Origin of the sequence: Duganella sp. sic0402 (assembly GCF_019219065.1) — a bacterium.
In the GTDB taxonomy this organism is placed as follows: domain Bacteria; phylum Pseudomonadota; class Gammaproteobacteria; order Burkholderiales; family Burkholderiaceae_D; genus Rugamonas.
Genome location: NZ_JAHUWK010000009.1, coordinates 235,151 through 248,921, shown reverse-complemented (window position 1 = coordinate 248,921; position 13,771 = coordinate 235,151). Strand labels below are relative to the sequence as shown.

The following is a 13,771-nucleotide window of genomic DNA, read 5'->3' as shown; positions in this document are numbered from 1 at the left end:
AACCCTTATGCAGCTGGTTGTTTACGCTGTAAACAAATGATTTGTAAACGTATACATGACTTATCCACAGAAAATTACGCGTTTACTATTACCACTATTTTTATATAAACCTTTTGTAAACTACTAAAACCGTGATTCTGCGAAGTCACAGAGGCAACCACACGGCTGCTCGTCATCTGAAAGCCATCTACACAGCGAAAAACGCCTTAAAATGCATTTTTTTTCGCTACGCGTTGTGGAAAAAGCGCTGGAACTCCACAGGCAAAACTCAAGATTTGAAGGAAAAGTATGCGTTTAGGCATCATCAGCGCTTTGGCTGAAGAACAGCATGGGCTCATAGAAGCCCTTCAGAGCCCCTCCAGGCGCATTCACGGCATGCGTGAGTACACGAGCGGAAAACTCTGGGAAATCGACGCTGTGTGCGTTTTATCGCGTATAGGCAAGGTTGCTGCGGCAATGACAGCTGCAATCCTTGTGGAGAAGTTTGGAGTTACCCACATTATTTTTACCGGTGTCGCCGGTAGCGGGGATAAAAACGTCAAAGTCGGCGATATTGTGGTCGCCGAATCGCTGATCCAGCACGATTTTGATGCCAGCCCGCTGTTTCCCCAGTTTGAAATCCCGCTGACCGGGCTATCCAGCTTTGCCACCGACGTCGCGTTGACGGAAAAACTGGCTGGCGCTGCTGCGCCCATCACGCGCGTGCATCGCGGATTGATCGCCAGTGGTGACCAATTTATCGGCAAACTGACGCAAATTCAGGCACTGAAAGCGGCTTTGCCAGGTGTATTGGCAGTGGAAATGGAAGGCGCTGCGGTCGCGCAAGTGTGTTTTGAGCTGGGAATTCCGTTTGCCGTGATCCGAACGATCTCGGACAACGCCAACGACGATGCCGCTGTCGATTTCATGCATTTCATCAAAACCGTGGCCTCGCGCTACGCGTTTGATGTCATCCACAACTTCTGCAAGGCGTAAAAAAAGCCGGGCGAACCCGGCTTTTGCTTGATTTGCGCAAAAATTACGCAGCTTCCAGCGTCATCAGGCTGGCATTGCCGCCCGCTGCCGTCGTATTCACGCACAGAGCGCGCTCAGCAAGCAAACGCCACAGCGGGATGCTGCTCTCCTCATTGGTGCTGATCAGGCCCACCAGCGCCCCGCTACGGGCCGCCAGCGGGTTATGCTGGCTCTTGGCCATCATCGACTCCACCAGCGCGATCTGGAACTCGCAGTCATCCAGGCTTGGGACGGTCTGGATACGGTCCTTGACGGCTGCAGGCAGGTCGGCTGGCAACAAGTGCGCGGTCGCACCGCTGACCAGCGCGATATTGCCAGTCGCCAGCACCGCCGCGAGCTGATTCAGCAAGCCTTCCAGCGTGCCGGCCACGCAAGCGACCGCACCACGGGCCACCAGCGCCAGCGTGTTGCGCTCGCCGGTTGGGCCCGGCAAGGTGGTCAGCATGCCCAGCATGGTCGAACGGCTGTATTGCTCAGCCAGGCTGGTGACGCGCTCATGGCCGTGTTTTTTCGACCAGCCGATCAGCGCATCCAGCGATGGCGAAGTCTGGCGTTCGTGCACCGGCGCCGTGGTGGCGCTGTGTTGCAGGCGTTTCAGGTACAGCGGGCCGCCGGCCTTCGGGCCGGTGCCGGATTTGCCTTCGCCGCCAAACGGCTGCACACCGACTACCGCGCCGACGATATTGCGGTTGATGTAAATGTTGCCGACGTGCGCGCGGTTGGCGATGTAGTCGATGGTTTCATCGATGCGCGAATGCACGCCCAAGGTCAGGCCGAAGCCGCTGGCGTTGATCTGCTCCACCACTTTCGGCAACTCCGAACGCTTGTAGCGGATCACGTGCATCACCGGGCCGAACACTTCCTGGGTCAGCTCGGCCAGCGAGCGGATTTCCAGCACCGTTGGCGGCACAAAGGTGCCGGCGCTGGTGACTTCCGACGGCAGATCGAGCGAGTAGTAATCCACCGCCGTTGCCTTCAGCTTGTTGATGTGGGACAGCAGGTTTTGCTGCGCCTCGGCGTCGATCACCGGGCCGATATCGGTGACCAGGCGGTCCGGCGAGCCGACTTTCAGCTCGCGCATCGCGCCTTTGAGCATTTTGATGGTCTTGTCGGCAATATCTTCCTGCAGGAACAGCACCCGCAGCGCTGAGCAGCGCTGGCCGGCGCTGTCGAAGGCCGATGAAATCGCATCCTGCACCACCTGTTCCGGCAGTGCCGACGAGTCGACGATCATGGCGTTCTGGCCACCGGTCTCGGCGATCAGCGGAATGTCGACATTTTCGGCGGTGGCGCGCTTGGCCAGTGTGCGGTTGATCAGCTGCGCCACTTCGGTCGAGCCGGTGAAAATCACGCCTTTGACGCGGCTGTCGCCAGTCAGCGCTGCACCTACTACTTCACCACGGCCCGGCAGGAATTGCAGCGCCGCGCGCGGCACGCCTGCTTCGTGCAGCAGCTCCACCGCGCGGTGCGCGATCAGCGGCGTTTGCTCGGCCGGCTTGGCCAGCACCACGTTGCCGGCGGCCAGCGAGGCCGCTACCTGGCCGGTGAAAATCGCCAGCGGGAAATTCCAAGGGCTGATGCAAGTGACGGGACCCAGCGCGATGGTGTTGGTCGAACCGCTGACTTCCGCCGCGTAGTAGCGCAGGAAATCGACCGCTTCGCGGAGCTCGGCGATCGCATTTGGCAGCGATTTGCCGGCTTCACGGATGGCCAGCGTCATCAGTTCCATGGCGTTGGCTTCAAACAGGTCGGCGGCTGTTTGCAGGGCCGCGGCGCGCACCGACGGTTCGGTGGTCTGCCAGTCCATGGCGAAAGCGCTGGCGCTGGTCAGCGCGACTTCCACGTCGGTGGCGCTGGCTTCGACCAGTTGGCCGACGATGTCGCCGCGCTGCGCCGGATTGGTGACATCCTGCACCGGCTGGCCGGCACTGACGCCGCCTGCCAGCAATGGCGCGGCATGCCAGCTGCGCGGCGCGGCCAGCGCTTCGGAAATTTCGCGCAGCACGTTTTCATTGGCCAGGTCGAAGCCGGCCGAGTTCTTGCGCGCCGCGCCGAACATCTCCAGCGGCAGGGCGATGCCGGCGTGCGGCTGGCCGCCTTGTTCGCGGGCGGCAGCAACCGGATCGCGCAGCAGCGATTCGATCGGGATCGCTTCGTCGACGATCTGGTTGACGAAGGACGAGTTGGCGCCGTTTTCCAGCAGGCGGCGCACCAGATAGGCCAGCAGCGTTTCATGGGTGCCGACCGGCGCATAAATGCGGCACGGCTTGTCCAGGTTGTCCTTGCCGACCACCTGGTCGTACAGCGATTCGCCCATGCCGTGCAGGCATTGGAATTCGTAATCGGTGATGCCGTCGCGCTTGGCCCAGGTATAGATGGTCGACAGCGTTTGCGCGTTGTGGGTGGCAAACTGTGGATAGATCAGGCCACCGGCGCCCAGCAGTTTTTGTGCGCACACCAGGTAGGACACGTCGGTGTAGACCTTGCGGGTGTAGACCGGATAGCCGCTCATGCCGTCCACCTGGGCGCGCTTGATTTCCGCATCCCAGTACGCGCCTTTGACCAGCCGCACCATGAACTTGCGGCCGCTGCGCCTGGCCAGGTCGATCAGGTAGTCGATCACGAACGGGCAGCGCTTCTGGTAGGCCTGCACCACAAAGCCGATGCCCTCGAAACCGGCCAGTGCCGGATCGTGCGCCAGCGCTTCCATCAGGTCCAGCGACAATTCCAGGCGATCGGCCTCTTCCGCATCGATATTCAGGCCGATGTTATAGTGCTTGGCCAGCAGCACCAGTTCGCGCACGCGCGGCAGCAGCTCGTCCATCACGCGGCCGCGCTGGGCGCGGCTGTAGCGCGGGTGCAGCGCCGACAGTTTCACCGAAATGCCAGGGCCGTTGCGGATGCCGCGGCCGTTCGAGGCCTTGCCGATCGCGTGAATCGCGGTTTCGTAGGAGGCGTAGTAGTTGCGCGCGTCCGCTTCGGTCAGCGCCGCTTCGCCCAGCATGTCGTAGGAATAGCGATAGCCGCGCGCCTCGTTGGCCTGACCGTTCTTGATCGCCTCATCGATGGTCTGGCCGGTGACGAACTGGTTGCCCAGCATGCGCATCGCCAGATCCACGCCTTTGCGGATCAGCGGCTCGCCGCCCTTGGAAATCAGCTTGGTCAGCGCCGAGCCCAGGCCGGCTTCGCTATTGGTCGACACCAGCTTGCCGGTGATCAGCAGGCCCCAGGTGGCCGCGTTGACGAACAGCGAAGGCGATTCGCCGAGGTGTTTGCGCCAGTCGCCTTTGCTGATTTTGTCGGCAATCAGGCGGTCGGCGGTGGCATTGTCGGGAATACGCAACAGTGCTTCGGCCAGGCACATCAGCGCCACACCCTCATCTGAGGACAGCGAAAACTCGTGCATCAGCGCATCCACGCCGGATGCGCGGGTGCGTTCCGTACGCACCGAACTGACCAGTTTATAGGCCAGTTGCTGGGCTTGCTGAATGCTGACATCGTCGTGTTTGTCGAGCTGGCCGAGCAGCCATTGAACAGCGCTGATTTCGTCTTTGCGATAGGCCGCCGTCACTGCTGCGCGCAGGGGAATCGGGTCGCGCAGGATCTCCGCCTGCAGGGCGGCAAACGGGGTGAAACCGGAAGAGGTTACTGCTTGCATGGAGAACTTTCAGAAAGAAATTTTTGAGCCGGTCCACGTACAAAAACACGCCCGTCGGCAGCGCCGGCGAGCGTGAAATTTTTGGTCAAATCAGTGAACTGCTAATGATTCGATTGTAGAGGGTATTCTTTCGGATTAATTCTGGTAATGCGGGGGGCTAGCAATAGATAGTTTTTAGTGAGACAATTTAACCAAATAATATTTATTTGGGAGTTCCCGGAAATGTTAGACAAGATCAGCAAAAAAATCTTGATGGAGTTGCAGAGCGATGGCCGTATCTCCAATGTGGAGCTGGCCGCGCGGGTGAATCTGTCGCCCGCTGCCTGCCTGGAACGTGTGCGCAAGCTGCACGAGTCCGGGTATATCATGGGCTATACCGCGCAACTGAATCCGCAGTTGCTCGACGTGTCCCTGCTGGTCTTTATCGAGGTGGTGCTGGACCGCACCACACCCGAAGTATTCGACGCCTTCAAGCACAGCGTGCAGGTGATCCCGGAAGTGCTGGAATGCCACATGGTTGCCGGCGGCTTCGACTACCTGGTCAAAGCCCGCGTCAAGGACATGGCGGCCTACCGCGAATTCCTGGGTAAAACCCTGTTGCAGAAAGGTGTACGTGAAACCCACACCTACGCTGTCATGGAAGAAGTTAAGAATACCACCAAGTTGCCCATAAAATAGCATCGCAGAAATAATATTTGGAGACGCCCAAGGCGCCTGTTGTTAAAAACGGGGGACAGATGAAGCTTTTGCAGCATAAGTTGGTGCAACGTGGATTGTGGATTTTGGGTGCGACGGCGGGCGGAACCTGCCTCGCGTATTTGTTTAACCTGGCGGGCGCGGGGCCGCTCACGGCTGCCGTTCCGGCCGCGCTGGGCGGCGCCGTCATCGCCTGGTGGGCGTCGCGGCAGAACAGCGACGAGGGCGGCGTGCGGCATTTTGCCCACACTGTCGGCGATGAAATCGACGCGATCATGATCGGCGCGGCGGAAACCTCGTACTTCGTCGATTCGGTGAAGAAGAAAATCGAGCTGGATGTCCGTACCGCCGGCGGCATCGTCCACAGCTCGGCGCAGAACGCCGACACCACCGAGCGCATCGCTGCCAATGCCGAGCGCGCCGCCAAAATTGCCGCCCAGGTGCGCGGCGAAACCGTGGCCGGGCGCGCCGAGGCTGACAACGGCCTGCAACGCATCCGTACCGCGCGCGAAGACGCGCAAGCCGCCGCGTCGGTGATGACTGCGCTGCAAACCAATTCCCGCAAAATCTATGGTTTTACCGAGGCCATCAGCGAAATCTCGGCGCGCACCAACTTGCTGGCGCTGAATGCCGCCATCGAGGCAGCGCGCGCCGGCGAGCAGGGGCGCGGCTTTGCCGTGGTCGCCAGCGAAGTGCGCCAGCTGGCGTTGCGCACCAAGGAAGCCACCGATGAAATCAGCGCCATGGTGCGCGAGATTAACCAGCAGGCGGAAAAGGCCGCCACCGGCATGCATTCGCTGGCGGTCAAGGTCAGCGAGGCGGCCGGCAATGTGGAAACCGTGCACGGGCTGCTGGGTAATATCGAGCAATCGTCGGGCGTGTCGGAAGATGAGATTGGCCAGATTGCACGCGCCTCGCGCGAGCACGTCGCCACCACCGAGGAAATCGCCCAGGCCATCGCCAGCATCCGCGACAGTCTGTTGTCCACCGAGAAGGAATTGCCGCGTGCGGCCAGTTCGGCGATGGCGCTGGCGGAACGCGCGGAAATCATCACCGGCGCGCTGGGCGAGTCGTCGATTGAAACCTCGCACGATGAAATCCGCATGGCGGCGCAGCGCGCGGCGGAAGAAGTGGGCAAGTTGTTTGAGCAGGCCATCGCCAGCGGCAAGATCGCGGCGGAGGCCTTGTGGGACCGCAAGTACACGCCGATTCCGAATACCGATCCGCCCAAGCACAAGACCCGCTTCGACGATTTCACCGACCGAGTGCTGCCGCCCTTGCAGGAGGAATTGCTGGCGGCCATGCCGCAGCTGGCTTATGCCGGCGCTGTGGATAACAACGGCTATTTTCCCACCCACAACAAGAAGTTCTCGCAGCCGCTGACCGGCAACTACGATGTCGACATCGTCAACAATCGCACCAAGCGGATTTTCAGCGACCGCACCGGCAAGCGCTGCGGCGCGAATACCAAGCTGTTTTTGCTACAGACGTATAAACGGGATACCGGCGAGGTGATGCACGACCTGTCCGCGCCGATTTATGTGCATGGCAAGCACTGGGGCGGTTTCCGCATTGGCTACAGGTCGAGCCACTAAGCAGCCTCTAAGTAGCCACTAATCTCAGCGGGTGGAAGCCGGCGCCTGGGTAGGTGCTGGCGCGGTGTTCACCGCGCGCTGGGTCTGGGTGTTCATTTTTTCCAGATGGGTGCGCAGCCATTTGTGCGCCGGGCTGCGCGCATCGCGTTCGTGCCACAGCATGTCCAGGTGGACCGCCGGCAGCTGGAACGGCAATTCCTTGTGCACCAGTGCGTCGGTCATGCCGGTCGCCGCGATCAGGTGGCGCGGCAGCACCGTCACCAGGTCCGAATTGGCCACCACCCGGCCGGCGGTGAAGAACTGGTTCACCGTCAGCAGGATGCGGCGTTCGCGCTGCAACTGGGCCAGCGCCTCGTCCACCAGGCCGTGCGCACGGCCGGAGAAGCTCACCAGCAGGTGATTGGCGCCGCAATAGTTATCCAGATTCAGCTCAACCTTGGCCAGCGGATGGTCGCGCCGCATCACGCACACATATTTTCCCGAATACAGGCGTTCGTGGCGGATAGGCGAACCGGTTTCGTACGACAGCTGCGCCGCCACGCCGGGAAAGAAGCCCACGGCCAGGTCGATATCGCCGCGCAGCAGCATCGGCCGGGGTTCGCGCGTGGTCAGCGGCACCATGCGCACATTGATGCCCGGCGCTTCGCTTTCGATCGAACGCATCAGCGACGGCAGCCACATGGCGGCGGTGGCGTCGGCCATCGCCATACGGAAGGTGGCGTGCGCGGCCGAGACGTCAAAGGTTTCCGGCGCGACCGCCGCTTCCAGGCTGGCCAATGCGCTGCGCACCGACGGCCACAGCGATTCCGCACGCGGGGTCGGTTTGACGCCGTAGGCGGTGCGGATCAGCAATTCGTCGCCCAGGCTTTCGCGCAGGCGCTTGATGGCGTTGGAAACGGCAGGCTGGGTCATGGCCAGATGGCCGGCGGCGCGTGTCAGATTTTGCTCTGTCATCACGGCGTCGAATACGCGCAGCAAGTTCAGGTCCAGCGTCAGGAAGCTCATGTGGGCTCAGGGTGAGATGTTGGAGAAATAACGATAGCACAGTCCATTCACGAAACGCATAATTGTTATCGAGAATTGCAATTGGATACTTATGTTGCGCCGCACTATAGTTACATCAGATTCTAAAGCTACAGCCAAACTGTGTCCATCATGATTTCCGCATTACAAGATTTTTCTCTGTTCGCCGCTATCAAGCTGGCGCTGCTGATCGCTGTGAGTGGTGGTTTGATCGTGCTGTTCAAGCCGCTTCTACTGGGCCTGATCCGCGCCGCCGTGCTGGTGGTCAAACCAAAAATGACGCGCGAGCAGCGTCTGCAGCGCCGCCAGCTGGCGACGCGAGCCTGATACTGCGACGCAGCATTACTTTTCGCCGAGCAACGCCGGCTTGAGTGAGCTATCGGCCGGCTTATCACCCAGCCAGATACGCAAGACGGCGTTATAGAACGCTACATCCGGCATCAATTCCCCGATTTTCTTTCCATTCAGATAGCACTGGGTGCCCTCGTTCGGGGTCCAGTCCAGCGACAATTGATCGCCCTTCTTCAGCACCGGCGTTTGCGCGAACACTTCGCCGAACTTCATGATCTGCGGCAGGATCTTGTTGCGGTCTTCCTTGCTGGTATTGGTGTTAATGCCGTCGGTGAAGGCCTTGCCGAAATCTTCCGAGCTGACTTCGCGCAGCATGGTGATGGCGACGCGGCGCGGGCCGGCCACCGCCAGCACATCCGCTACCGTGGTTTTCTTTTCCGTCAGATACAAGCCAGCTGCATACACCTTGAAGATGACTTTGGTGCGCACACCGGCGCCGTTCAGCCTGAGCTGCTGGCCGGCCACCGTGACCGTATCATCGAATTTGACGCCCGCCACTTCGGTGTTGGCAAAGGCAAAGGAAGGCATGGCCGCAAACAGGGCGGCCGCAGCCAGGGCGTGCAGAGTGGTTCTACGGTTCATGAAGGTCTCCGGTATAGATGTGATTCGACTATACCACTGTGGAGACGCTGCGGGCGGTCAGACCTTGGTGGCTTGCAGCAGCTCGAACTTGGCGAACAGCTGGTCCTTGGTTTCGCGGAATTCCGGATTGAACGGGATGCAGCTGACCGGGCACACCTGCTGGCACTGCGGCTCATCGAAGTGCCCTACGCACTCGGTGCATTTATCCGGATTGATTTCGTAAATTTCCGCGCCCATGTAGATCGCGTCGTTCGGGCACTCGGGCTCGCACACGTCGCAATTAATACAATCGTCGGTAATCATTAAGGCCATGACAGAACTCGCTTACTTTGCCTGGTCAGTGTGGTTGGCGGCGATTTTCTTCTGCAGCCAACGGTCCACCGATGGGAATACAAACTTGGACACATCCCCGCCCAGCATGGCGATTTCGCGCACGATGGTGCCGGAGATAAATTGATACTGGTCGGACGGCGTCAAAAACATGGTTTCGACATCCGGCAACAGGTAGCGGTTCATGCCCGCCATCTGGAACTCGTACTCAAAGTCGGACACCGCGCGCAGACCGCGCACGATCACCCGCGCATCGTGCGCGCGCACGAAGTCCTTCAGCAGGCCGGAGAAACTCTCCACTTTCACATTCGGATAGTGACCCAGGACTTCGTTGGCAATTTCCAGGCGCTCCGCCAGCGAGAAGAAAGGCTTCTTGTTCTGACTGTCGGCGACACCGACCACCAGCGTGTCGAACAGACCGGATGCGCGACGCACCAGATCTTCGTGACCACGGGTCAGCGGATCGAAAGTTCCTGGATAAACAGCTACTACCATTGCGGCTCCCTGCAGATGCACCAATATAGAACGCGCATTATGCCTGAAAATCGAGTTTTGCTTAAAAATGCCTTAATTTGAGGCAGTTTTAGCAGCAAATACTGCCGATTAGGGTTTGTATTTTAATAAATGATAGAACACCATCCCGGCTTTGTCAGCCCGGATTACTTCCCAGTTGGCCAGCCACTCTGGCGTCTCGCCTTCGGCGAATTCCAGCGACAGGCCGGACTCGGCGTACACCAGGCCGCCTTCGTTGAGCAGCTTGAGGCACAGCGGCAGGGTCTTTTCCAGGAAGCTTTGCTGGTAAGGCGGATCAAGGAAGATCAGATCGTAGCGCTGGCCGCGCGTGGCGGCCGACTGCGCCACCGACAGCGCGTCGCCGCGCATGATCTGTACATTGTCGGCTTTCAGCTTGGCCTTGATCTCTTCCAGCTGGCGGGTGACTTGCGCATTGCTGTCGATCATGGTGACCGACTGCGCGCCGCGGCTGGCCGCCTCAAAGCCCAATGCGCCGCTGCCGGCAAACAGGTCCAGCACTTGCGCGTTGGCCCAGTAGGCGTCGCGCTGGTGATTGATCCAGTTGAACGCGGTCTCGCGCACGCGGTCCGGCGTCGGGCGCAGGCCCAGTGCGCTCAGCACCGGCAACGGCGTGCGTTTCCACTGGCCGCCGATAATCCGCACCTGGTTGCTGTGCTGGGGACCGTGGACCGGGACTTTGGCGGGTTTGGCTGGCTTGCTGGGAGGCTTCTTCGGCATGTGGCGCTGTTCTAAGTCATTGATTCAACAGGCCATCATACCATAGAGCCACCTAGCGCTGGTCGGCCGACAGGCTGCGGAAGTCGTCGATCCAGCCCTGCATGCGGCGCTGCGCATGGGCTTTCTGCGCCGGCGTGGCCAGGTTGATCACGGTCAGCACCAGCTGGATGTTGGCTTCCTCGGCGGCATCGAAGAAGGCTTTGCGCTCGGAATTGTCGAGCCGGCGGAAGCCGTCCTTGATCAGCGTCTGGATTTGCGCCTGGGTCGCCTCCTTGCCCAGCTTTTCGCTCTGCACCTTGCGCGCCAGCGCCAGGATGCTGTTTTGCCGGCGGGTGCGCTCGTCGAGCCAGATTTCATTGTTCAGCGGACGCGCGTCGGATGCCTTGCGGATCTGCGCCTCCTGCTCGTCGGTGAAATTGCCAAACCACAGCTCGAATTGCTCCATCGATTTCTTGAAGCGGAAGCGCTGCTGCGCTTCCTTGTCGCCGCGCATATTCTTTTTGCGGAAATCCGCGTTGTTGTTGGCGAACTTGCGTTCCAGCGTGGCGATCTGCTCGGGCTGCAGCGAGCGCGCCAGCTCCGCCAGCTCCGGTGTGGCTTTCAGCAGCAGCGCCTCGGTGCGCTTCTTGATTTCGTCGTAATCGTTTTGCAGGTCGGCCTGGGTCGGGCTGGCACTCAGCTGGCGCTGCGCGGTTTGCAGGATCTGTATATAGTCTTGCAGCTGCGTCTTGCGGTGCCAGTGGAACAGCTTGTCGATATCTTCCTTCACCCAGCCCTTTTGCTCGGCGTTCAGGTCGACATAGCCGTCCAGCCACCAGTACAGCAGCGTGTCGCCATTGTTATACGCCAGTTTCAGCGAGCTGCAGGCGGCCAGCATGGCCATGAGCAGGATCAGGAACAGGCCGTACAGCGTCCGGCGGCTCGACAGGGGCATGTTAGACTTTTGCATTTACACACTCACTTGATTTGGCACCTCTATGAACGTTGTTATCCTTGCAGCCGGCATGGGCAAGCGCATGCAATCCGCGCTGCCGAAAGTTTTACATCCCCTGGCGGGCAAGCCGCTGTTGCAGCATGTGTTGGACACGGCGCGCAGCCTGTCCGCCAGCCGATTATGCGTGATCTACGGGCATGGCGGCGCAGCAGTGCAGGAACTGCTTGCCAAACAGCCTGAGAAGATCGCTGCCGCGTTGCAGGAACAACAGCTTGGTACTGGCCACGCCGTCCTGCAGGCGCTGCCGGAACTGGACGACAAAGTCCCTACCCTGATCCTGTACGGCGACGTGCCGCTGACCACCGCCGCGTCGCTGCAAGCGCTGATCCACGCGGCTGGCAACGACAAGCTGGGCATTCTGACTGTCGAACAGGACGATCCTACCGGTTTGGGAAGAATCGTTCGTGAGAATGGCCACATTGTGCGCATCGTCGAGCAAAAAGACGCCACCGAGGCCGAACGCGCGATCAAGGAAATCAACAGCGGCATCATGGTCGTGCCGACCGTGCGGCTGAAGCAGTGGCTGGGTGCGGTGAAAAATGAAAACGCCCAAGGCGAGTACTACCTGACCGATATCGTCGCGCTGGCGGTGGCGGATGGCGTGCCGGTGGTGTCGGCGCAACCGTCGGCGCAGTGGGAAGTGGCCGGCGTCAACAGCAAGGTTCAGCTGGCCGAGCTGGAACGCATCCATCAGCGCAATATCGCCAATCGCTTGCTGGAACAGGGCGTCACGCTGCTGGACCCGGCGCGTATCGATGTGCGCGGCGAGCTGGTCTGCGGCCGCGATGTCACCATCGACGTCGGTTGCGTGTTTGAAGGCAAGGTCGAGATCGGCGACGGCGTGCATATCGCCGCCCACAATGTGATTGTCAACGCCCGCATCCTGGCTGGCGCGCAGATCAAGCCCTTCTGCCATATCGAAGAGGCGGTGGTCGGCGAAGCGTCGCTGATCGGTCCGTATGCGCGCCTGCGTCCTGGTACGGTGCTGGCCGAGGATGTGCATGTGGGTAATTTCGTCGAAATCAAAAACGGCCAGGTGGCCGCGCACAGCAAGGCCAACCACCTGGCTTATATCGGCGACGCCACCATCGGTTCGCGCGTCAACATCGGCGCTGGCGTCATCACCTGCAATTACGACGGTGCCAACAAGTTCCGCACCGTGATCGAAGACGACGCCTTCATCGGCAGCGACAGCCAGCTGGTGGCGCCTGTCACCGTCGGCAAGGGCGCGACGCTGGGCGCCGGCACCACGCTGACCAAGGATGCACCGGCCGGCAAGCTGACCGTCTCGCGGCCACGCCAGGTCACCATTGAAAACTGGACCCGTCCGGTCAAGATCAAAAAATAAGCGGGAACCATTCTTTGTTGCCAAACGGCGCCTGCGGGCGCCGTTTCTTATTGTGGATAAATATGTGAGTAAGGTCTGGGTAATAGCGGGAAAACAGGTGTACAAGTACGCCATTTACTCGCAAGCGAGGTATACCACGCATGTGCTTCGCCATCTGCACACGCATACAGCCCGGTTTTTCAGCAAATGTGCATAACTCTGTGTGTAAGCGCCTGAGTAAACGCTGAATAAGATGCGGATAAGCCCCGGATAACATTTCTGGGACATATCCAGGCTGTGTATAAACCTGTGGGAAAGCCTCGTATATCTGGCTGATAACCATGGGATAAAACAACAGAAAAGCATATCAGCGTATGAAACTGTTACAATGAGAATAATTCTCATTCAATAAGTAGCTAGTTGTGCACCATATTGCGCCCCGATCCGAAGTTGGCCAGTTGTACGCAGCCCACCATAGCTGGCTGCTCGGCTGGCTACGCCGCAAGGTCAACGGCGCCGATCACGCGGCCGATCTGGCGCAGGAAACCTTTATCCGCATCCTGTGCCAGGCGGATCACTGCTGTAACGAGCTGCGCGAGCCGCGCGCCTACCTGGCCACGGTAGCGCAGCGGCTGCTGATCAACTACGCCGAACGTCAATCGCTGGAGCGCGCCTACCTGGAAGTGCTGGCCCAGCTGCCGCCCTGCTACACGCAATCGCCCGAGGAACGGCTGCTGATACTTGAAGCGCTGCATGACATCGACCGCATGCTCGATGGCCTGCCGCCGAAAGCGCGCGAAGCCTTCCTGCTGTCGCAGCTGGAAGGCCTGGGCTATAGCGATATCGGCGAGCGGCTGGGCGTCACCGTGCGCACCGTCAAACGCTATATGGCGGCCGCTTTCATGCAATGTTTGATGGCCACCGCATAAAATCTGTCCCCTTTTGTGATC

At 60.0% G+C, this 13,771-nt stretch carries 13 protein-coding genes; 6 read left to right on the top strand and 7 right to left on the bottom strand.

Going from position 1 to position 13,771, the window contains the following annotated elements:
- Positions 1 to 288 precede the first annotated feature (288 nt).
- Entirely contained in the window at positions 289 to 975 is a 687-nt protein-coding gene (locus KW842_RS20980; protein WP_218306064.1) for a 5'-methylthioadenosine/adenosylhomocysteine nucleosidase, read from the top strand.
- Positions 976 to 1,018: 43 nt separating this feature from the next.
- Here the strand turns inward: KW842_RS20980 and putA are convergent, their stop codons facing one another.
- Positions 1,019 to 4,672: a trifunctional transcriptional regulator/proline dehydrogenase/L-glutamate gamma-semialdehyde dehydrogenase gene (gene putA, locus KW842_RS20975; RefSeq protein ID WP_218306063.1), complete on the bottom strand. Its 3,654-nt coding sequence runs from the start codon at positions 4,670 to 4,672 to the stop codon at positions 1,019 to 1,021.
- Between the two features lie 222 nt (positions 4,673 to 4,894).
- Between putA and KW842_RS20970 the strand changes: the two genes are divergently transcribed.
- Together KW842_RS20970 and KW842_RS20965 are read left to right on the top strand one after the other, a co-directional pair.
- On the top strand, positions 4,895 to 5,350 hold the full coding sequence (locus tag KW842_RS20970) for an Lrp/AsnC ligand binding domain-containing protein (RefSeq protein WP_008443393.1): 456 nt from the start codon (positions 4,895 to 4,897) through the stop codon (positions 5,348 to 5,350).
- 59 nt (positions 5,351 to 5,409) lie between these two features.
- Positions 5,410 to 6,963, top strand: coding sequence for a methyl-accepting chemotaxis protein (locus KW842_RS20965; protein WP_218306062.1), 1,554 nt, complete (start codon positions 5,410 to 5,412; stop codon positions 6,961 to 6,963).
- Between the two features lie 24 nt (positions 6,964 to 6,987).
- On the opposite strand, the gene KW842_RS20960 is transcribed toward KW842_RS20965, so the two are convergent.
- Entirely contained in the window at positions 6,988 to 7,968 is a 981-nt protein-coding gene (locus tag KW842_RS20960; protein ID WP_218306061.1) for a LysR family transcriptional regulator, read from the bottom strand.
- A 150-nt stretch (positions 7,969 to 8,118) separates the two neighbouring features.
- Here KW842_RS20960 and KW842_RS20955 point away from each other — a divergent pair, with 150 nt between their 5' ends.
- Positions 8,119 to 8,313: a hypothetical protein gene (locus KW842_RS20955; protein WP_218306060.1), complete on the top strand. Its 195-nt coding sequence runs from the start codon at positions 8,119 to 8,121 to the stop codon at positions 8,311 to 8,313.
- Positions 8,314 to 8,328: 15 nt separating this feature from the next.
- On the opposite strand, the gene KW842_RS20950 is transcribed toward KW842_RS20955, so the two are convergent.
- The 5 genes from KW842_RS20950 to KW842_RS20930 form a co-directional block, all read right to left on the bottom strand.
- Positions 8,329 to 8,919, bottom strand: a complete 591-nt coding sequence (locus tag KW842_RS20950; RefSeq protein WP_218306059.1) for a chalcone isomerase family protein — start codon at positions 8,917 to 8,919, stop codon at positions 8,329 to 8,331.
- Between the two features lie 57 nt (positions 8,920 to 8,976).
- Positions 8,977 to 9,231 (bottom strand): YfhL family 4Fe-4S dicluster ferredoxin, encoded by a 255-nt coding sequence (locus KW842_RS20945; RefSeq protein ID WP_218306058.1) that lies wholly within the window; start codon positions 9,229 to 9,231, stop codon positions 8,977 to 8,979.
- A 12-nt stretch (positions 9,232 to 9,243) separates the two neighbouring features.
- Positions 9,244 to 9,744 (bottom strand): pantetheine-phosphate adenylyltransferase, encoded by a 501-nt coding sequence (gene coaD / locus KW842_RS20940; protein ID WP_218306057.1) that lies wholly within the window; start codon positions 9,742 to 9,744, stop codon positions 9,244 to 9,246.
- A gap of 108 nt (positions 9,745 to 9,852) precedes the next feature.
- Complete coding sequence (gene rsmD, locus KW842_RS20935; protein WP_218306056.1) at positions 9,853 to 10,500, bottom strand: 16S rRNA (guanine(966)-N(2))-methyltransferase RsmD; 648 nt, start codon at positions 10,498 to 10,500, stop codon at positions 9,853 to 9,855.
- 52 nt (positions 10,501 to 10,552) lie between these two features.
- Positions 10,553 to 11,449 carry a DUF6279 family lipoprotein gene (locus tag KW842_RS20930; RefSeq protein WP_229223821.1) on the bottom strand — a complete coding sequence of 299 codons (897 nt, stop codon included), beginning with the start codon at positions 11,447 to 11,449 and terminating at the stop codon, positions 10,553 to 10,555.
- Positions 11,450 to 11,477: 28 nt separating this feature from the next.
- Here KW842_RS20930 and glmU point away from each other — a divergent pair, with 28 nt between their 5' ends.
- Both glmU and KW842_RS20920 read left to right on the top strand, forming a co-directional pair.
- Entirely contained in the window at positions 11,478 to 12,842 is a 1,365-nt protein-coding gene (glmU, locus tag KW842_RS20925) for a bifunctional UDP-N-acetylglucosamine diphosphorylase/glucosamine-1-phosphate N-acetyltransferase GlmU (protein ID WP_218306055.1), read from the top strand.
- Positions 12,843 to 13,252: 410 nt separating this feature from the next.
- Positions 13,253 to 13,750 carry a sigma-70 family RNA polymerase sigma factor gene (locus KW842_RS20920; protein ID WP_373925217.1) on the top strand — a complete coding sequence of 166 codons (498 nt, stop codon included), beginning with the start codon at positions 13,253 to 13,255 and terminating at the stop codon, positions 13,748 to 13,750.
- Positions 13,751 to 13,771 lie beyond the last annotated feature (21 nt).